Annotated in this window: 18 protein-coding genes; 13 read left to right on the top strand and 5 right to left on the bottom strand. The window is 67.2% G+C overall.

The genetic code is table 11. The features are described 5' to 3' along the window. Positions 1–120: 120 nt before the first annotated feature. The 8 genes from BM436_RS06780 (at position 121) to BM436_RS06745 (ending at position 9,659) form a co-directional block, all read left to right on the top strand. The gene (locus BM436_RS06780) at positions 121–1,359 is read left to right on the top strand and encodes an MFS transporter (protein WP_093554729.1); all 1,239 of its coding nucleotides are present in this window, start codon (positions 121–123) and stop codon (positions 1,357–1,359) included. Positions 1,360–1,384: 25 nt separating this feature from the next. Next, positions 1,385–2,374 (top strand): sugar phosphate isomerase/epimerase family protein, encoded by a 990-nt coding sequence (locus BM436_RS06775; RefSeq protein WP_093554728.1) that lies wholly within the window; start codon positions 1,385–1,387, stop codon positions 2,372–2,374. A 13-nt stretch (positions 2,375–2,387) separates the two neighbouring features. Next, on the top strand, positions 2,388–2,774 hold the full coding sequence (locus tag BM436_RS06770; RefSeq protein ID WP_093554727.1) for a C-glycoside deglycosidase beta subunit domain-containing protein: 387 nt from the start codon (positions 2,388–2,390) through the stop codon (positions 2,772–2,774). A 14-nt stretch (positions 2,775–2,788) separates the two neighbouring features. Then, positions 2,789–3,847: a sugar phosphate isomerase/epimerase family protein gene (locus tag BM436_RS06765; RefSeq protein WP_093554726.1), complete on the top strand. Its 1,059-nt coding sequence runs from the start codon at positions 2,789–2,791 to the stop codon at positions 3,845–3,847. A gap of 9 nt (positions 3,848–3,856) precedes the next feature. Then, positions 3,857–5,023, top strand: coding sequence for a Gfo/Idh/MocA family protein (locus BM436_RS06760; protein WP_093554725.1), 1,167 nt, complete (start codon positions 3,857–3,859; stop codon positions 5,021–5,023). Positions 5,024–5,276: 253 nt separating this feature from the next. Beyond that, a complete protein-coding gene (locus BM436_RS06755) occupies positions 5,277–7,490 on the top strand; it encodes a TonB-dependent receptor (protein ID WP_093554724.1) in 2,214 nt (737 codons plus the stop codon). 20 nt (positions 7,491–7,510) lie between these two features. Next, entirely contained in the window at positions 7,511–8,671 is a 1,161-nt protein-coding gene (locus BM436_RS06750; protein WP_093554723.1) for an alpha/beta hydrolase family protein, read from the top strand. A 40-nt stretch (positions 8,672–8,711) separates the two neighbouring features. Beyond that, entirely contained in the window at positions 8,712–9,659 is a 948-nt protein-coding gene (locus tag BM436_RS06745; protein ID WP_093554722.1) for a VOC family protein, read from the top strand. A 139-nt stretch (positions 9,660–9,798) separates the two neighbouring features. On the opposite strand, the gene BM436_RS06740 is transcribed toward BM436_RS06745, so the two are convergent. From BM436_RS06740 to BM436_RS06720, 5 genes are all read right to left on the bottom strand, one after another. Then, entirely contained in the window at positions 9,799–10,017 is a 219-nt protein-coding gene (locus BM436_RS06740) for a hypothetical protein (RefSeq protein ID WP_093554721.1), read from the bottom strand. Positions 10,018–10,508: 491 nt separating this feature from the next. After that, a complete protein-coding gene (locus BM436_RS06735) occupies positions 10,509–11,483 on the bottom strand; it encodes an FHA domain-containing protein (protein ID WP_093554720.1) in 975 nt (324 codons plus the stop codon). Further along, positions 11,480–12,871, bottom strand: a complete 1,392-nt coding sequence (locus BM436_RS06730; RefSeq protein ID WP_093554719.1) for a S1 family peptidase — start codon at positions 12,869–12,871, stop codon at positions 11,480–11,482. Before BM436_RS06730 ends, BM436_RS06735 begins: the two co-directional genes overlap by 4 nt. Before the next feature lie 34 nt (positions 12,872–12,905). Beyond that, a complete protein-coding gene (ribA, locus tag BM436_RS06725) occupies positions 12,906–13,556 on the bottom strand; it encodes a GTP cyclohydrolase II (protein ID WP_093554788.1) in 651 nt (216 codons plus the stop codon). A gap of 86 nt (positions 13,557–13,642) precedes the next feature. Then, positions 13,643–14,557, bottom strand: a complete 915-nt coding sequence (locus BM436_RS06720; protein ID WP_093554718.1) for a LysR family transcriptional regulator — start codon at positions 14,555–14,557, stop codon at positions 13,643–13,645. Between the two features lie 130 nt (positions 14,558–14,687). Here BM436_RS06720 and BM436_RS06715 point away from each other — a divergent pair, with 130 nt between their 5' ends. Genes BM436_RS06715 through BM436_RS06695 form a run of 5 tightly spaced genes read left to right on the top strand, consistent with a single transcriptional unit; the run spans position 14,688 to position 19,197 of the window. Then, positions 14,688–15,674: a 2Fe-2S iron-sulfur cluster-binding protein gene (locus BM436_RS06715; RefSeq protein WP_093554787.1), complete on the top strand. Its 987-nt coding sequence runs from the start codon at positions 14,688–14,690 to the stop codon at positions 15,672–15,674. A gap of 26 nt (positions 15,675–15,700) precedes the next feature. Further along, the gene (gtdA, locus tag BM436_RS06710) at positions 15,701–16,741 is read left to right on the top strand and encodes a gentisate 1,2-dioxygenase (protein ID WP_093554717.1); all 1,041 of its coding nucleotides are present in this window, start codon (positions 15,701–15,703) and stop codon (positions 16,739–16,741) included. A 22-nt stretch (positions 16,742–16,763) separates the two neighbouring features. Continuing rightward, positions 16,764–17,465 carry a fumarylacetoacetate hydrolase family protein gene (locus BM436_RS06705; RefSeq protein WP_093554716.1) on the top strand — a complete coding sequence of 234 codons (702 nt, stop codon included), beginning with the start codon at positions 16,764–16,766 and terminating at the stop codon, positions 17,463–17,465. Between the two features lie 2 nt (positions 17,466–17,467). Beyond that, a complete protein-coding gene (locus BM436_RS06700) occupies positions 17,468–18,721 on the top strand; it encodes an aromatic ring-hydroxylating dioxygenase subunit alpha (protein WP_093554715.1) in 1,254 nt (417 codons plus the stop codon). After that, positions 18,718–19,197: an aromatic-ring-hydroxylating dioxygenase subunit beta gene (locus BM436_RS06695; protein ID WP_093554714.1), complete on the top strand. Its 480-nt coding sequence runs from the start codon at positions 18,718–18,720 to the stop codon at positions 19,195–19,197. Before BM436_RS06700 ends, BM436_RS06695 begins: the two co-directional genes overlap by 4 nt. The last annotated feature ends 7 nt before the right edge of the window (positions 19,198–19,204 follow it).

Below are 19,204 nucleotides of genomic sequence, written 5' to 3'. Positions count from 1 at the left end.
AGCCGTTGCTCCCGGCGTTTTCCTGGTTGGGAAATGGCTGGGAAAGCGATATCATAATCCCGGTTATGTTTTTCCCGCCGAGACAGGCATGCAGTGATAATAATTCAGGAGGCAAGTCCAATGCGCAGCCACGGTTCCAAGTATTCCCACCAGGAGGGGGCGTCCGCGCCGCCCGCCCGCCGCCAGGCAGACTGGCGCCAGGGCTGGATCCTGGTGTTCTCCGGCTTCCTGCCGGTCATGGCGATCATCGCGCTGGCGCCCACGCTGCCCACGCTGCTGGCCCATTTCCACGACGTGCCCAACGCCAGGCTGATGGTGCCGCTGCTGATCACCGCGCCCAGCGCCTGCATCGCGCTGTTCGCGCCGGCCGCCGGGGTGATCGCCGACCGCTTCGGCCGGCGCCAGTTGCTGCTGTGGTCCATGGCCATGTATGGACTGGGCGGCCTGATGCCCTTCCTGATCGATAACTTCTGGGCCGTGGTGGCCGGGCGCGTCGTCATCGGCATCGGCGAGGCGGGCGTGCTGACCGTGGTGAACACGCTGCTGGCGGACTATTACGAGGAGCGGGCCCGCCACCGCTGGCTGATGATACAGGGCGTGGTCGGCTCCATGCTGGGCACCCTCACCATCGCCGGTTCGGGCTTCCTGGCCGCGCAGGGCTGGCAGTGGCCCTTCCTGGTGTACGCGGTCGCCATACCCATCTTCCTGGCCAGCGTGGTGTACCTGTTCGAGCCGGAGCCGCGCCGCGGGCAGGGCGGCGCCGCCCCCGCCGCCACGCCGTTCCCCTACATGGTGGGCCTGATGGTGTGCGGCGTGACGGTGCTGCTGTCCACCATCTACTACGTCCAGGTGATCAACTTCTCGCTGCTGCTGAAGGACCTGGGCGTCGGCGATCCGAAATCGATAGGCCTGAGCATGGCCATCCCCAGCATCGGCGTGCCGATCGGCGCCATCGTATTCAAGCTGACCACCCGCTTCGGCGCCGGCGCGCAGATCTTCCTGGTGTTCTTCTGCTACGCGGTGGGGCTGAGCGGCATCGGCATGGCGCCGGACTACAAGGTGGCGCTGGCCTTCGCCTTCATGCAGCAGCTGGCCAACGGCATCATCGTGCCCGCCCTCATCGCCTGGACGCAGAGCAAATTCTCCTTCGAGCACCGCGGCCGCGCCATGGGCTGGTGGGCCAGTTCCTTCTTCGTGGCGCAATTCCTGTCGCCCGCCGTGGTCAACCTGATGCGCGGCTGGGTGGGCGGCCTGCAGGGCGCCTTCCTGGCCTTCGGCCTGATCGCGGCGGTGTGCGCCATCGTGGCATGCCTGATGCGCCTGCGCATGCCGCCAGCGCAACCGCGCGCTTCCCTTTGAACCATTTCTTCCAACCGAGGTTTGCATGAACACTAAGCACAGCATCAAGCGCGGCGTCTCGCTCTACAGCTACCAGTACGAGACCTTCCTGCGCAAGATGACCCTTGACGACTGCATCGCCCACGCCGCCGGCCTGGGCGCGCGCGGCATCGAAGTCGTCAGCGAACAATCCTTCACCGGTTTCCCCAACGTGCCCGAGGAGCAGATCGCCGGCTGGTTCGATTCGCTCGAACGCCATGGCGCCTACGCCCAGTGCCACGACATGTTCCTGGACGTGAAGCTGTACAAGGACCGCAAGCTGAATTTCGACGAGATGGTGGCCTCGCTCAAGCGCGACCTGCATTTCGCGCGCCGCATCGGCTGCCGCAACGTCCGCGTCATCGTCAACACCCCGCCCGAGGTGGTGGTGGCCTGCGTGCCGCTGGCCGAGGAACTGGACGTGCGCATGGGCATCGAGGTGCACTCGCCGTTCCACTTCGACCATCCGTGGATACTGCGCTACACGGAGCTGACGCGCGCCACCGGCTCGGACCACGTGGGCTACGTGCCGGACATGGGCATGTACACCAAGAACTACCCGCCCGTGTTCCGCGACCGCTTCCTGCGCCTGGGCGCGACGCCGAAGATCGTCGAATTCATCCTCGAGGCGCACGCCGCGCGCGTGCTGCCCGACTACGTGCTGATGGACGTGCGCAAGCTGGGCGGCAACGCGGTGGACCTGCAAATGGCCGAGACGCTGCGCCACAACATCTGGAGCAACCCGCGGCGCATGCTGGAATTCATGCCGTGGATCTTCAACATCCACGCCAAGTTCTACGAGATCGACGACAGCGGCAAGGAGCCGGCCATCCCCTACGAGGAAATCATCCCCGTGCTGATCGAGGGCGGCTACAGCGGCCACCTGTCCAGCGAATACGAGGGCCAGCGCCATATCGAGGACGCCTTCGAGGTCGATGGCCGCGAGCAGGTGCGCCGCCAGCAAGAGATGTTCAAGCGCCTGTTGGGCGAAGTCTAAGGAGAACGGAACCATGTACGATCAACACATCATTTTCCCCGGCAGCGTGGGCAACACCCGCGAGGGCGACACCGTCACCGGCTGGCGCATGGGGGCGCGCCTGCCTTACTACCGCGGCCAGATCCTGTCGGCCGTGGAAGACATCGGCGTCACCGTGGACGGCGTGAAGGTGCCGCGCGAAAGCGTGCGCTTCTCGGTGCGCGGCAAGACCTGGACGCTGGACGAGCTGGAAACCACCTACGACGAGCGCTGGGAGTTCGGCGAGGTGGCCGAGGTCCTGGTGCTGCAGCCGGGCGGCCTGGCGCCGGGCGCGCACACCGTCACCGCTTCCGTGCAGCTGCGCATTTCCTACCTGCCCTGGAGTCCCGTCACCAACTGCACCATCAGCGCCACGGTGTGAGAGGGAACCATCACATGACCACCATCAACAAGGGGCCGGCCATCTTCCTGGCGCAGTTCGCGGGCGACCAGGCGCCGTTCAACAGCTGGGAGTCCATCACGCGCTGGGCGGGCGAACTGGGATATCGCGGCGTGCAGGTGCCGTCCAACGACACCCGCTTGTTCGACCTGGCGCTGGCGGCGGAGAGCAAGACGTATTGCGACGAACTGGCCGGCGTGGCCGGCGAGAACGGCGTGGCGATCACGGAACTGAGCACCCACCTGCAGGGGCAACTGGTGGCCGTGCACCCGGCCTACGACGAGGCCTTCGACGGCTTCGCGCCTGCCTCCGTGCGCGGCAACCCGGCGGCGCGCCAGCAATGGGCGGTTCGGCAGATGCTGCTGGCGGCCAAGGCGTCCGCCAATCTGGGCCTGGACGCGTCCATCAGCTTTTCCGGCGCGCTGGCCTGGCCCTTCCTCTACCCGTGGCCGCAGCGCCCGCCGGGACTGATCGAGACCGCGTTCGACGAACTGGCCAAACGCTGGCTGCCGATACTGGACGCCTACGGCGAGGCCGGTGTCGACCTGGCCTTCGAACTGCATCCGGGCGAGGACCTGTTCGACGGCGTCACCTTCGAGATGCTGCTGGAGCGCGTGCACCACCATCCGAACCTGGCCATCGCCTACGATCCCTCGCATTTCCTGTTGCAGCAGCTGGACTACCTGGCCTTCATCGACCTCTATCACGAGCGCATCAAGGTCATGCACGTGAAGGACGCGGAATTCCGGCCGGACGGGCGGCAGGGCGTGTACTCGGGCTACCAGCCATGGCTGGAAAGGGCGGGACGTTTCCGCTCGCTGGGCGACGGCCAGATCGACTTCAAGGCCATCTTCTCCAAGTTCGCCCAGTACGGCTTCAAGGGCTGGGCGGTGCTGGAGTGGGAATGCTGCCTCAAGCACCCCGAGCAGGGCGCCGCCGAGGGCGTGGCCTTCATCCGCGACCACATCATCCGCGTGACCGACAAGGCCTTCGACGACTTCGCCGGCAGCGGCGGAGACCCGCTGCGCAACCGCCGCATGCTGGGCGTCGCTTAAGGAGCAGGCATGGACAAGGCAGTATTTCCGGGCCGCGTGCGGCTGGGCATGGTGGGCGGCGGCGAGGGCGCTTTCATCGGCGCGGTGCACCGCCACGCCGCGCGCCTGGACGACCGCTACGAACTGGTGGCCGGCGCGCTGTCGTCCACCGCCGAGGCGTCGCAGCGCTCCGGGCGGGCGCTGGGGCTGGACCCGGCGCGCATCTACGACAGCTACGGGCAAATGGCGAAGGCGGAAAGCGCGCGCGAGGACGGCATCGAGGCGGTCAGCATCGTCACGCCCAACCACATGCATGCGCCGGTGGCGCGCGCCTTCCTGGAAGCGGGCATCCACGTCATCTGCGACAAGCCGGTCACCACCAACAGCGCCGACGCGCGCATGCTGAAGGCGCTGGCCGAGGAGCGCGGCCTGATATTCGCCGTCACGCACAACTACTCGGCCTATCCGCTGGTGCGGCACGCGCAGCGCATGGTGCGCGAGGGCGCGCTGGGCCAAATACGCGTGGTGCAGGTGGAATACGCGCAGGACTGGCTGGCCGAGGCGCTGGAGCAGGGCGGCCAGAAGCAGGCCGCCTGGCGAACCGACCCGGCCAAGGCGGGCGGCGGCGCCATCGGCGACATCGGCTCGCACGCCTGGCAACTGGCGGACACCATCGTCGGCGCTCCGGTGGAGGCGCTGGCGGCGGAGTTGAGTTCCTTCGTCCCGGGCCGCGTCATCGACGACGACGTGCAGGTGCTGCTGCGCTACGCGGGTGGCGCGCGCGGCATGTTGTGGGCCAGCCAGGTTGCGCCCGGCCACGCCAACGACTTGCGCATCCGCGTCTACGGCAGCAAGGGCGGCATCGAATGGGCGCAGCAGCATCCCAACGAGTTGCGCTGGACCCCGCTGGGCGAACCGACCCGCATCGTTGAACGGGGCAGCGCCGCCATGAACGCGGCTGGCGCGCGCGTGAGCCGCGTGCCGGCCGGGCACACCGAGGGCTATATCGACGCCTTCGCCGCCCTGTACAGCGAGATCGCCAGCCACCTGCTGGCGAGGCGCTGCGCAAACTCCGGCGCCGCCGCGGGCGACGCGCGGTTCCCCACCATCGACGACGGCTTGCGCGGCGTGCTGTTCATCGAAGCCGTGCAGGCGTCGTCGCGCGCCGGCGGCGTCTGGGTGTCCCTCTCGGATTAAGCCTGGCTAAACCGCGGTAACCGAAGGCCGCGCCGCGCATGGCGCGGCTTTCGCACGTCCGTAGTAAGCGTTTTCCCAACCACCTTCGAAAGCGCGCGGCTATTCATACGGCGAATGCCTGCTATCCAAATAATGGTGAGGTTGGGGCCAATAATCGCTATGGGAAAAAACAGGAAAGCGCTTATCATTTTTCCTGCAAACACAACCCATACGGCACCCTCGAGAGCTGCCGCGAACACCTAGGAGATTCAACATGCACAACCCCAAGCTGACCTTGCTCGCCCGGGCGCTCCTCGCCGCCGGCTACCTCACCGGCGCCGCCACGGCCATGGCACAGAACGCGGAAACCAAGAAGGACGGCGGCATCGCCGAGGTGATCATCACCGCGCAGAAGGTCGCGCAGCCGGCCAGCAAGACGCCGCTGGCGCTGTCCGTCATGTCCGGCGAAGACTTGAAGAACGCGGGCACCACCGATCCCCGTTCGCTGGCCGAGATGCTGCCCAACGTGGAAATCGCGCAGGAAAGCGGCATGCTCCAGGTGTCCATCCGCGGCGTGACCAGCCTGGACATGACCGAGAAGGGCGATCCGTCCGCCGCCTTCCACGTGGACGGCGCCTACGTGCCGCGCTACGAGGCGCAGGCCGTGGCCTTCTTCGACCTGGACCGCATCGAGGTGCTGCGCGGACCCCAGGGCACGCTGTACGGCCGCAACGCCACGGCCGGCGCGATCAACCTGATCACCAACAAGCCGGGCAAGACGCTGGCCGGCAAGGTCGGCGTGGAAATCGGCAACTACAACACCCGCCGCCTGGACGCGATGATCAACGTTCCGATGGGCGAGGTGTGGGCCATGCGCGCCGCCGTCAACACCAACAAGCACGACACCTATTTGAACCCGGGCCCGAACACCATCGCGCTGGAAAGCCAGGACGACCAGTCCGCGCGCCTGCACCTGCTGGGCACCTTCAGCCCCACCACCAGCCTGCTGCTGACGGCCGAATCGAGCAAGATCAGCGGCGGCGCGGCGTCGCCGGTGCCGATCACGAACTTCTTCACCGGCACCCTGATCGGCACGCTGGGCTTCTCCCCCGCCGGCACCGGCAACCATATCAAGGACCCGGTCTACGTGGACCGCGGCAGGGACGCGCAGCGCACCGCCGGCCTGGCGTTCAAGCAGGACGCCAACTCGCACCGCGACAACCAGGCCGACTCGCTGCGCGGCGAGTTCAAGACCCGCCTCGGCGCGGTGGATCTGACCTACCAGCTGGCCTCCATGCGCCTGCGCCTGGACCAGCTGAACAACGGCATCTACTTCGGCTTCCCCTTCACCACCCTGAACCGGGGCAGCAGCAGCGCGCTGTCGCACGAACTGCGCGTGAATTCCACCGGCAACGGCCCGCTGCGCTGGGTGGCCGGCGTGTACGCCTTCGACGAGGACATCGACCGCGAGGCGGCCTACACCACCTACATCACCGCGCCCTTCGGCAAGTTCAACGTGGTGCTGCCCTTCATGGCCACCTTGGCCAACAAGTCCAAGGCCGCCTTCGGCCAAGCCACCTACGCGCTGCGCGACGACACCCGCTTGACGCTGGGCGTGCGCGGCACCCGCGACCGCAAGACCGGCTACGATCCGCTCAGCGGCGAAGCCGCCAAGCCGCCCGCGACCACCAGCTCCAAGGCCTACTCGCAGGACGTCGAATTCAGCAACACCAGCTGGAAGGTCGGCCTGGACCACGACCTGCGCCGCAACGTCATGCTGTACGCCAGCGTCTCCACCGGCTACAAGTCGGGTGGCTTCAACGCCGAGGCGGACACCGGCGTGTACAAGCCGGAGACGCTGACCGCCTACGAGGCCGGCGTCAAGGGTCGCTTCCTCGACAACCACCTGCAACTGTCTGCCAACGTCTTCCACTACGCCTACAAGGACCAGCAGCTGACGACCACCACCTGCCGCACCAACGATCCGTCCACCTGCCATTCCTTCACCGCCAATGCCGCCAATTCCACGGTGGACGGCCTGGAGTTCGAGGGCAAGCTGAAGGTCGGCGACGACGGCATGCTGCGCGGCACCTGGGCCGTCACCGACGCCAAGTTCAAGAAATACAACCCGTCGGCCACCATCGACTTCTCCGGCCAGAAGCTGGACCGCGCGCCCACGTCCACCATCGGCCTGGGCTACACGCACCGCTTCGCGCTGGCGAACGGCGGCGAGGTGGCGGCCACGGTGGCCACCCGCCATTCGACTTCCTACTACATCAGCGACCCGACCGAAGGCATCCGCTACCGCCAGCCGTCGTACCACAAATCCGACGCGTCGATCGGCTATGAAAGCCCGAACGGCACCTGGAACGTGCAGCTGTTCGTGAAGAACATTGAAGACATGGTGAAGATCGAAAGCCGCGTGCCGGGTTCCTTCTTCATCAGCGACCCGAGGACCTTCGGCGTGCGCGCGGGCTACAACTTCTAAGGCTTTTAACCAAGAAACCCATGTTCAAATACTTCCCCACCAACTACGTTTGGAACCTCTCGGTGGACCTGGCGATCGAGATGGGCGCCCGCATCGGCGAGATCGAGGAGATGTGCGCGCCGCTGCAGGAGGCGGCGCGCCAGCCCGACGCCGCCGGCACGCGCGCCTTCCGCGAAACCTGGGCCCGCATGGCCGACAAGCTGTGCGGCCTGGCCGACGAGGACGAGACCCGCGGCCGCCTGATCTCCGCCGGGGACAAGTACTCGCGCGCCGCCATCTACTACCTCACCGCCGAGCGCCTGCAGGCGCATGGCGCGGAGGGACGCGAGGCCCTGTACCGGCGTTTCCTGGACGTCTTCGCGCGCGGCGTCGAGCTGGCCGGGGAGAACTGCGAACGGGTCGAAATCCCCTACGGCGACGCCCACATCTCCTGCCTGTATGTGCGCGCCGAGGGCGTGCGGGGCCCGGCGCCCATCCTGGTCCAGGTCAACGGCCTGGACTCGACCAAGGAAATGAAATACCGCGTCGGCCTGCCCGCGTGGCTGGCGAAGCGCGGCGTCTCCTCGCTGGTGATCGACCAGCCGGGCACCGGCGAGGCGCTGCGCCTGCACGGCATGACGGCCGTGTACGACAGCGAGCGCTGGGCCGGCAAGGTGGTGGACTGGCTGGAGACGCGCCTGGACGTCGACGCGAAGCGCATCGGCCTGGAGGGCGTCTCGCTGGGCGGCTACTACTGCCCGCGCGCGGTGGCCTTCGAGCCGCGATTCGCCTGCGGCGTGGCGTGGGGCGCCAACCACGACTGGCGCGATGTGCAGCGGAAACGCCTGGCGCGCGAGGGCAGCCTGCCGGTGCCGCATTACTGGGAACACGTGCGATGGGTGTGGGGCGCCAAGGACATGGACGACTTCCTGCGCATCGCTGAAAACGTCCACCTGGACGGCATCCTGGACCGCGTCAAGGTGCCGTTCCTGGTCACGCACGGCGAGAAGGATTCGCAGATTCCGCTGCACTGGTCCCAGCGCACCTACGACCAGCTGGTCAACAGCCCGCGCCGCGAGCTGAAGGTCTTCACCACGCGCGAGGGCGGCGTGCAGCACTCCAGCTTCGACAACTCCGCCAACGCCGGCGCCTACATCGCCGACTGGGTGGCGGAGACCCTCGGCGGCCGCACCTCGGTGTGAACACCAACTTGAGAAACAACTTGAGAAGCAAGGAAACAACATGAATATCATCGGACCCGACGCACTGGTCTTCGGAGTCGACGACGTCGACGCCTGCGCGCAATACCTCGCCGACTACGGCCTGGCGCCGGTGGGCGGCGGACGCTTCGAGGCGCTCGACGGCACGGCCATCGTCATCGCCCGCCAGGACGACGCGGCGCTGCCGGCGCCGCTCGGCACCGCCAGCATGCTGCGCAAGACCATCTACGGCGTGGCGGACGCCGCCGCCCTGGCGGCCATCGCCGAGGAACTGGGCAAAGACAGGGAAGTGCGGCGCCTGCCGGACGGCGGCATCGAGGCGCGGGACGACGCCGGCTTCACGCTCGGCTTCCAGGTGACGGCGCGCCGCGCGCTGGACCTGCCGGCCGAGGCCATCAACGCGCCCGGCGCGGCGCCGGGCCGCGGCGTGAACGTGGCGGCCGTGGACGAGGACGCGGTGGTGCGACCGCGTTCGCTGTCGCACGTGGTCTACTTCGTGCCGGACGCCGCGAAGGCCGAGGCCTTCTACACCGGGCGGCTGGGCTTCCGCTGCACCGACCGCCTGCTGGGGGCCGGTCCCTTCCTGCGTCCCGCCGGCACGCGGGACCACCACACGCTGTTCCTGATCCAGACCCCGCCGTTCATGAAGGGCTGCGAGCACTTCACTTTCCACATGGGCGGGCCGACGGAGGTGATGCAGGCCGGCAGCCGCATGGTGGCCAAGGGCTACCAATCGTTCTGGGGACCGGGCCGCCACAAGATGGGCTCCAACTGGTTCTGGTACTTCAACAGCCCGCTCGGCTGCCACGTGGAGTACGACGCCGACATGGACCTGCACGACGAGCAATGGACGGCCCGCTCCGCGCCGGCCGGCGCCGACGCCTCGCAGCTGTTCCTGTTCCAGTCGCGCGAGAAGTGGGCGCCGGGCGGTCCGCCTCCCGGCGCGGCCGGCGGCCCGCCGCGCGGCTGAACGCGGGGACCTGCCGGGGCCGGCGCGGCGCGCACGCCCTTCATGCGCTTCGGCGACCAGGTGCGCATGGCCGCCATCGACGCCCGCGGCACGCTGCCGTTCGGCGAGCTCGATCAAAAGGTCGTGCGCTGCGGCTGAATCAGCGCTTCGACCCGGTCGCCACCAGCGCGATGCCGGCGATGACCGCGGCGACGCTGGCCCACAGCGGCACGTTGACCTTTTTCTCTTCCGCGACCGACAGGTTGATCGGTCCCACGCTGGCCTTGTGCGTCTCCTGGGTGAAGCTGAACCCACCCAGCACGCCGCCCAGCAGGCCGGCGACGATCAGCACGATGCCGATGATTTTGATTCCGTTCATTTTGTTCTCCGTTTTAGTTGCAGTTGAGCCATAGCATGCGTTGAAAAATAGCAATGGTCTGTGCGATTGCACACAGATAACGTCAATGGCTTACATGCAACCCAAGAATGCCCGGCGGCGCCGGCCACCCGATGTCAAGCGGATTCCAGCGCGCGTTCAAATCCTGGACCGGCGCGCCTCCTGCAGCTTCCGCCGCGGCGAAAAATAAAAAGGGGTCAGGTTCAATTAAAAGTAAAAGGGGTCAGGTTCGGTATTAAAAAACCGAACCTGACCCCTTTTAAAGAAAACCGAACCTGACCCCTTTTCCTGACCCCTTTTCCCAGGCGCTCGATCGCGGCCGCCATGCCGGCGGTGAATTTGTGGATGTCGCCGCTGGCGTCGCTCTCTCCTCGGCGGCGGCCCGGACGTACAGGTGCTGGCGCGCCGCCACGGCCAGGCGCGCGGCCTTGTTGGTGTTGCCGCGGTAGCGGGGGGGGGGCGCCGATGAATCGCTATTGCTCGTCGTCGTCCAGCTCCGCCTTGACGGTGCCGGAGCGGGCGCCGTCGGCCTTTTCCTTGAGCTTGGCCGCGTCGCGCATGAACTCGTCGACCGCGTGCTCCTTGCTCTGCCTGACCTCGGGCGGCAGCAGCACGGACATGTACAGCTCGTCCGCCAGCCGCCCGGTGTTCTGCAGGTTGCTCATCAAGATCAGGCCCGAGCCCAGCGCCATCAGGATGCCGCAGCCGGAGGCCAGCCGGCCCGGGTGGCGCGGCATGATGGTGCGCAGGTGGAAGAACACCATGCCGCAGGCGATCGCCAGGGTCACCAGGTTGCCGTAGCGCGTGAACACCTCGGCCGACCAGGCGTAGGCCAGCACGTTGCTGATGACCTTCCAGGCGCCGGCGGTGATCAGCCCACTGCCCAGGATGAACAGGTGCCGTCCCATGCGCGCGTGGCCGCCGAACAGGCGGTTGGCCAGTGCCCAGACGCCGCTCCACACCAGCCCCGCGCCCAGGCCGGAGGCGATCGTCAGCAGGTAGCGGATGGTCTGGAACGGCTCGGCGTCCGACAGCGCCTCCTCCACGCCGGTGAACAGCGCGATCAGCGCCATGCCGGCCAGCGCGGGCGCGCCGCCCTCCCAGGCGTGCATGGTGGTGTCGGCGATTTCTGGCGGCACCGGGAAGTCCGCGTCGCGCACGCGCAACCGGGTGTGGCCCAGGCGCACCACCGTGCCGCCGTTGAGCGGCACGGCGGGCTGGCGTTTGCCCAGGTGGACCAGGCCGTTCTGGCTGTCCAGGTCGCGCATCACCAGGTGGCCCTCGTCGTCGGCCTCGATCACCGCGTGGCGCTCGGCGGTGTGGGCGTCGTCCAGGATGCAGTCGTTGCCGTAGCTGCGGCCGATGCGGATGGGCAGCTGGTCGTAGCGGTGGCGGTGCAGCACGTCGCCGTTGCGGCTCAACACCTCGATGTAGTAGGGCGCCGTCATTTCACCGCCCCGCGCGCCAGCGCTTCCAGGAAGGCGCGCGCGGTGCGCATGCCGTTTTCATAGGACACGCCGCGCGCGTCCAGACGGCTTTGCAGGTTCATCAATCCCTCGTCGGTGCTGGCGGTCAGCAGGGCGAAGTCGTACAGCCCGTCGAACTTGCGGTAGGCGCGCACGCACAGCACGGCGCGCAGCGGCAGCGTGGCGTTGCGCACGAACTGCTCGGTGCATTGCGGTCCGGTCAGGCGGCTGTCCTTGTTGCTGCCGAAGCCCTCGTTCTTGAACGAGGCGCTGGAGAGCTGGGCGAAGCGCACCCGGTCCAGCCCGGCGCTGCGCATGAACTGGTGGCGGATGCCGATCGCGCCCGTTTGCAACGAGCCGGAGACGAAGATGGCCGACTCCATCGAGCAGCTGGTGATGTCGACCGTGAACGGCTTGTCGGCCTTCACGTTGGACCTGCCCCAGCAGCGCATCTGCTCCGATTCGCGCACCGGCACCATGTAGGGGCCCATGGCCTTCATGGTCAGCGGCGTGGCCAGCAACTGGTCCACCATCGCCTTCTGGTGCGCCAGCAGCTGTTCGGCCACCACGCTGGTGAAGTCCTTGGGCGGCGGCGCGGCCGGCTTGACCTTTTTCAGCAGTTCCTGCGCGTAGCGGGCCGGCACCAGGAAGCTCACCAGTTCGCCGTCCAGGCGCTTGGACACGTTGACGCCGGCCAGCTCGCCGCCGACGGTGACGCTGGGGCCGCCGCTCATGCCCGAGTTGATGGGGCCGGTGAACATCAGCTGGTCGTAAAAGCTGCGCGAGATGACGCCGTTGTACGAGCCCTCGGAGATGGCGAAGCCCAGGTCCAGCGGATTGCCCAGCGAGTACAGGTACTGGCCCTGCGTGAGCCGCGCCAGCTGCTCGGGCACGTTGAACACGCCGGTGCCCTGGCGGTTCACGCGCACCACGGCCAGGTCGTGCAGCACGTCCACCGCCAGCAGTTCGACACTGCCGCGCTGGCCGCCGGTGTCGACCCACTCGCCGGTGTAGGTGTCCGGGTCGAGCGCGAACTGGGACACCACGTGGTAGTTGGTCAGCACCAGGTTGCTGGTGCCGATCAGGAAGCCCGAGCCCACCGAGGACTGGGTGCGGCCGCTTTTCAGCAGCGAGCGCACCTGCAGCAGGTCGGCCTTGGCGCTGGAATAGAGCTTCTGCGCCGCGCTGGACGGCGGCGGCAGTTGCACGGCCGGGGTGTCGGCCGCGTTGTTGGCCGGGTTGTTGGCGGCGTTGTCGGCCGGGGCGGCGGTGGCGGGGGGCGCGGCGGGGGCGCCCCCCTGCGGGGCGGCCAACGCTTCGGCGCAGCCCCAAGTCATGGTCAGTACAGCGGCGAGATGGCTTAGTTTCATGCAGATCCGGTACTTGGGGATGTTCGGTGGTGTGTTACAGCTCGCCATCCTCGGCGGCCGGCGGCGGCGGGGTCATCATGTGGCCCAGCTTGGCGGCCTTGGTGTTCAGGTAGTGCTGGTTGAACTTGTTGCGGTTGACCAGCAGCGGCACGCGCTCGGCCACCGTCACGCCCAGCGCCTCCATGGCGGCGATCTTGCGCGGGTTGTTGGTCATCAGGCGCAGGCTGGTGACGTTGAATTGCTTGAGCATGGGTTCGACCAGCGCGTAGTTGCGCTGGTCGGCCTTGAAGCCGAGTTGCTCGTTGGCCTGAACCGTGTCGAAACCGGCCTCCTGCAGGCGGTAGGCGCGCATCTTGTTGATCAGGCCGATGCCGCGGCCCTCCTGGCGCAGGTACAGCACCACGCCGCGGCCCTCGGCGGCCACCTTCCTCAGCGCGCCCTCGAGCTGGGCGCCGCAGTCGCAACGTTGCGAATACAGCACGTCGCCGGTCAGGCACTCGGAGTGCACGCGCGCCAGCACAGGCTGGCCGTCGCCGATGTCGCCCAGCACCATGGCCAGGTGTTCCTTGCCCGTGGCGTGCTCGACGAAGGCGTGCAGCGTGAACTGCGCCCACGGGGTCGGCAGCGCGCAGGAGGTGACGTAGTCGAGTTCTTCTTTCACGGGTGTTTCGGCGACGGGCTGCATGGCGTTGTCAATCTGAATGCTCAAAGTAAGTGCCATCATAGCAAAAATTATGCTTGGGCCATTCCGGGCGGGCTATTCCAGGCGGGCTAGGCCTCCCGTCCATCCGCGAAGTTGTCGAAGATCAGGCTGCGCAGCCACTTGTTGGCCGGCTCCTTGTTGAATTTCGCGTGCCAGAACACGTTGATGTTGATCTCAGGCAACGCCAGCGGATGGGTCACGTAGCGCAGGTTGAACGGTTGCACGCAGGCCATCGCGTAGCGTTCCGGCACCGTGGCGATCATCGCGCTGTTGGACAGGATATGGCCCACGGCCACGAAGTGCGGCACGGTCAGCCCGATGTTGCGCCGTATGCCCAGGCGCTCGATCGACTGGTCCACGATCGCGTGGCCGGTGCCGCTGGCGACCACCGTCACGTGGTCGGCGTCGCGGAACTCCTCCACCGTCAAGCCCTCCTTGTCCAGCGGATGCCCCTTGCGGAACATGCACACATAGCGCTGCCTGAACAGGCGGCGCTGGAAGTAGCCCGACTTCAGCTGCGGCAGCAGCCCGATAGCGAGGTCGACGTGGCCGGCCTCCATTTCATCCTGCAGGTTCACGGTGGTGTTGCGCACGGTGCTGACGCTGACGCCCGGCGCCTGCCGGCGCAGGATCTCCATCAGCTTGGGCAGGAAATACATCTCGCCGATGTCGGTCATGCCCAGCGTGAACTTGCGCTTGCTGGTGGCGGGATCGAAGTGCGCCACTTCGTTCAGCGAGTCGTGGATGGTCGACAGCGCGTAGCCGATCGGCTCGGCCAGGCGCAGCGCGTACGGCGTGGGCTCCATGCCGCGCGCCGTGCGCACGAACAGCTCATCCCCCAGCAGCAGCCGCAGCCGCTTGAGGGCGTTGCTGACGCCGGGCTGCGTCAGCCCGAGCGCCTCCGCCACCTTCGACACCCGTCGTTCGGCGAGCAGCTGGTTGAACACGAGCAGCAGGTTGAGGTCGACGTTTTTCAGTTCCATGGGCGAGTAATATTGCTACGAGTGATTTAATGCATTCACGGGATTCTATTTATTTATATTACTCCGCTTTCTATACTTTGCCCATCAGTTAAGCATCAGTTCAACGTCGGTTCAACACATGGGGATGGTCATGGAATTAGTCGTGCAACCGCTGGGACGCACCCTGCATCTGGAGCCAGGCGCCAACCTGCTGGCCGCCCTGCGCGAGCACCAGGTTCCGATCTCCTACAGCTGCACCGCCGGCCGTTGCGGCACCTGCCGCTGCAAGGTGCTGGAGGGCGAGGTGCTGGAAACGGGGCGCGACTCGAAGATCACGCATCCCGACGACGAGGGCTATGTGCTGGCCTGCATGAGCGTGGTGACCGGCAATTGCGTGGTCGAGGTGCCGGAGCCGGATGAGGTGGTGACGCATCCGGCGCGCATCGTCAAGGCCACCGTGCTGGCCATCGAGCCGATGACGCACGACATCCGCCGCCTGCGCCTCAAGCCGGCCAAGCCGCTGGAATTCTCGCCCGGCCAGTACGCCACCCTGCAATTCGGCCCGGAGCTGGCGCGCCCGTACTCCATGGCCAACGTTCCCGGCGGCGACGAGCTGGAATTCCACGTGCGCCTGGTGCCGGACGGCCGCGTCACCGGCCATATCGAGCACACGCTGGCGGTGGGCGACGCGGTGCGCGTCAGCGGTCCGCTGGGCACGGCCTACCTGCGCCGCAAGCACGAGGGGCCGATGTTGTGCGTGGCCGGCGGCACCGGCCTGGCGCCGGTGCTGTCCATCGTGCGCGGCGCGCTGGCGGCCGGCATGGAACAGCCCATCCACCTGTATTTCGGCGTGCGCACCCCGCGCGACGTCTACGGCCTGGCGTGGCTGGAAGAGCTGCGCCTCGGGCACCCGAACCTGCACCTGCATGTCGTGGTCAGCACCGGCAACGACGATCCGCAATGGCGCAGCGGCCTGGTGACGGACGCCTTCAACAGCGACTGGGACAGCCTGGCCGGCTGGCGCGCCTACCTGTGCGGCGCGCCGCCCATGGTGGAGGCGGCCGCCATGCTGGCCCGGAAAAAAGGCGTGCCGCCCGAGCATGTCTACGCGGACGCGTTCTACCCCAGCGGCATCTGACCATCAATAACAAAGGAGAACACAGCATGAGCAACGCCAGGGACGACGGCGCCCGCCAGGACTTCTACCAGCGCATAGACCGGCATTACATGACCCCCCTGTGGGAGGTGCTGGGCGCGCTGGTGCCCAGGCAGCCGGCCTCGCCGCTGCAAGCGGCGCTGTGGCGCTACGCCGACGTGCGCCCGCACGTGATGGAGGCGGGCCGCCTGATCACGGCCGCCGAGGCCGAGCGCCGCGTGCTGATCATGGAAAACCCGGCCTTGCGCGGCAACTCCTCGATCACGCAGTCGCTGTACGCCGGCCTGCAGCTGATCATGCCGGGCGAGGTGGCGCCGGCGCACCGCCACACGCAGTCCGCGCTGCGGCTGGTGCTGGACGGCGAGGGCGCCTACACGGCCGTCGACGGCGAGCGCACCACGATGCGGCGCGGGGACTTCATCATCACCCCCGCCTGGACCTGGCACGACCACGGCAACCTGGGCGACGAGCCCGTGGTATGGCTGGACGGCCTGGACATCCCGACCGTGCGCTTCTTCGACGCCGGCTTCGCCGAGCACGGCGCGCAGGCGACGCAGGAGGCCAGCCGGCCCGAGGGCGACGCGCTGGCCCGCTACGGCAACAACATGCTGCCGGTCGATTTCGCGCAGACCGCGGCGCAGCCGACCAAGGTGTTCGTCTACCCGTTCGCCAAGACGCGCGAATCCCTGCTGGGCATCGCGCGCGGCGCCATCGACGCGCACCTCGGCCACAAGCTGCGCTATGTGAATCCCGCCACCGGCGCCTCGCCCATGCCGACCATGGGCGCGTTCGCGCAGCTGCTGCCGGCCGGCTTCGAGACGCTGCCCTACCGCTGCACCGACGGCACCGTCTACGTGTGCCTGGAGGGCGGGGGCGGCGCGGACATCGGCGGCGAGCGATTCGATTTCGCGCTCAACGACGTGTTTGTCGTGCCGTCCTGGCAGCCGCTGCGCCTGCGCGCGGACGCCGACACCATTCTTTTCAGTTTCTCGGACCGGCCTATCCAGCAGGCGCTGGGCCTGTGGCGCGAAGAAAAAGCACAGCACTGAACCCCCTCATCAGGAGACCACCATGAAATACGCAGTTCCAGCCGCCCCAGTCTTCAGCCTCGCCATCGCCGGCAGCGAAGAGCGCTTCCCCGTCAACCGCGTCTTCTGCGTGGGCCGCAACTACGCGGCCCATGCCCGCGAAATGGGCCGCGATCCGGACCGCGAAAAGCCGTTCTTCTTCATGAAGCCGGCCAACGCCATCGTGCAGGCCGGCGCCGGCGAGGCCACGATTCCGTATCCGCCCAAGACCGCCAACTTCCACCACGAGATCGAGCTGGTGGCCGTCATCGGCAAGGGCGGCGCCAACATCCCGCTGGAACAGGCGCTGGAGCACGTGTACGGCTACGCCGTCGGCCTGGACATGACGCGCCGCGACATCCAGCTGGAGGCGCGCGACAAGGGCCGCCCATGGGAGTTCGGCAAGTCCTTCGCCAAGTCGGCGCCGATCGGCACGATTTCGACGGTGGCCGACGTGGGCCACCTGACCGAGGGCGCCATCTCCGTCACCGTCAACGGCGAGCCGCGCCAGAGTTCGGACATCTCCAAGCTGATCTGGTCGGTGGCCGAATCGATCGCCTTCCTGTCGGAATACGAGGCGCTGGAGCCGGGCGACGTCATCATGACCGGCACCCCCGAGGGCGTGAACGCCGTGGTGCCGGGCGATGTGATGTTCGGCCAGGTGGCCGGCCTGGCGCCCATCATGGTGCGCGTCGAGGGAGCGTGACCATGGCCGCCGTCTTCCCGATCAAGCCGGTCTGGGACCAGCCCGGATCGAGCCGCATTCCGTTCTGGGCCTACACCGACGCGTCGCTCTACAAGCGCGAGCTGGAACGCCTGTTCTACCAGGGCCACTGGTGCTATGTCGGCCTGGAGGCGGAGATTCCGAACCCGGGCGACTACAAGCGCACCGTCATCGGCGAGCGCTCCGTGATCCTCACGCGCGCCGCCGACGGCAGCGTGAACGTGGTGGAAAACGTGTGCGCCCACCGCGGCATGCAGTTCTGCCGCGAGCGCCACGGCAACAAGAAGGAGTTCGTCTGCCCCTACCACCAGTGGAGCTACACGCTGAAGGGCGACTTGCAGGGCGTGCCGTTCCGGCGCGGCGTCAAGCAGGACGGCAAGGTCAATGGCGGCATGCCCAAGGAATTCAACACCGCCGACCATGGCCTGAACCAGCTCAAGGTGGCGGTGCGCGGCGGCGTGGTGTTCGCCTCCTTCGACCACGGGATCGAATCGCTGGAGGACTTCCTCGGCCCCGACATGTGCGGCTATTTCGACCGCCTGTTCAACGGCCGCAAGCTCACCATCCTGGGCTACAATCGTCAGCGCATCCCGGGCAACTGGAAGCTGATGCAGGAGAACATCAAGGATCCCTACCATCCGGGACTGCTGCACACCTGGTTCGTCACCTACGGCCTGTGGCGCGCGGACAACAAGTCGGAACTGAAGATGGACGCCCACTACCGCCACGCGGCGATGGTGTCGACCCGCAGCCAGCAGGCCGCCACCAGCGAGGTGACGGCGGGCGTGACCAGCTTCAAGGCCGGCATGGAGGTCAACGACAAGCGCCTGCTCGACATCGTGCCCGAGGCCTGGTGGAAGGGCCCGACGGCCGTGATGATGACGGTGTTCCCCAGCGTGATCTTCCAGCAGCAGGTGAACAGCGTGTCGACGCGCCACATCCAGCCCAACGGCACCGGCTCGTTCGACTTCGTTTGGACCCACTTCGGCTTCGAGGACGACACGCCGGAGATGACGGAACGCCGCCTGATCCAGGCCAACCTGTTCGGCCCGGCCGGCTTCGTGTCCGCCGACGACGGCGAGGTGATCGAGCTGTCGCAGTGCGGCTTCGAGCAAAAGCCGAACCACCGCACGGTGGCGGAACTGGGCGGCTACGGCGCGGAGAACACCGACCACATGGTCACGGAAACGCTGATACGCGGCATGTACAACTACTGGCGCAAGGTGATGGACGTATGAATACCCTGGACTTCGAAACCTGGATCGCGCTGAACCGCCTGTACGCCGACTACGCGCTGGCGGTGGACAGCAACGATTGGGACAGGTGGGTCGATCTGTTCGTCGACGATTGCGACTACCGCGTGCAGCCGCGCGAGAACCACGAGCGCGGCTTCCCGCTGTCGACGCTGGCCTTGATCAGCAAGGGCATGCTGCGCGACCGCGCCTACGGCATCAAGGAAACCCTGTTCCACGATCCGTACTACCAGCGCCACGTGACCGGCGCGCCGCTGGTGGAGCGCGTGGAGGGCGGCGTCATCGTGGCGCAGGCCAACTACGCGGTGTTCCGCACCAAGCTGTCGCAGGAGAGCACGGTGTTCAACGTGGGCCGCTACCTGGACCGCGTGCGCGCCACGCCGGACGGCCTGCGCTTCGAACAGCGCCACTGCGTCTACGACACCGAGATGATCCCCAATTCCCTGATTTACCCCATCTGAGGAGACA

This window comes from Pseudoduganella namucuonensis, from assembly GCF_900116645.1.
Classification (GTDB): domain Bacteria; phylum Pseudomonadota; class Gammaproteobacteria; order Burkholderiales; family Burkholderiaceae_D; genus Rugamonas; species Rugamonas namucuonensis.
This window is presented reverse-complemented; position numbering and strand designations above follow the sequence as displayed.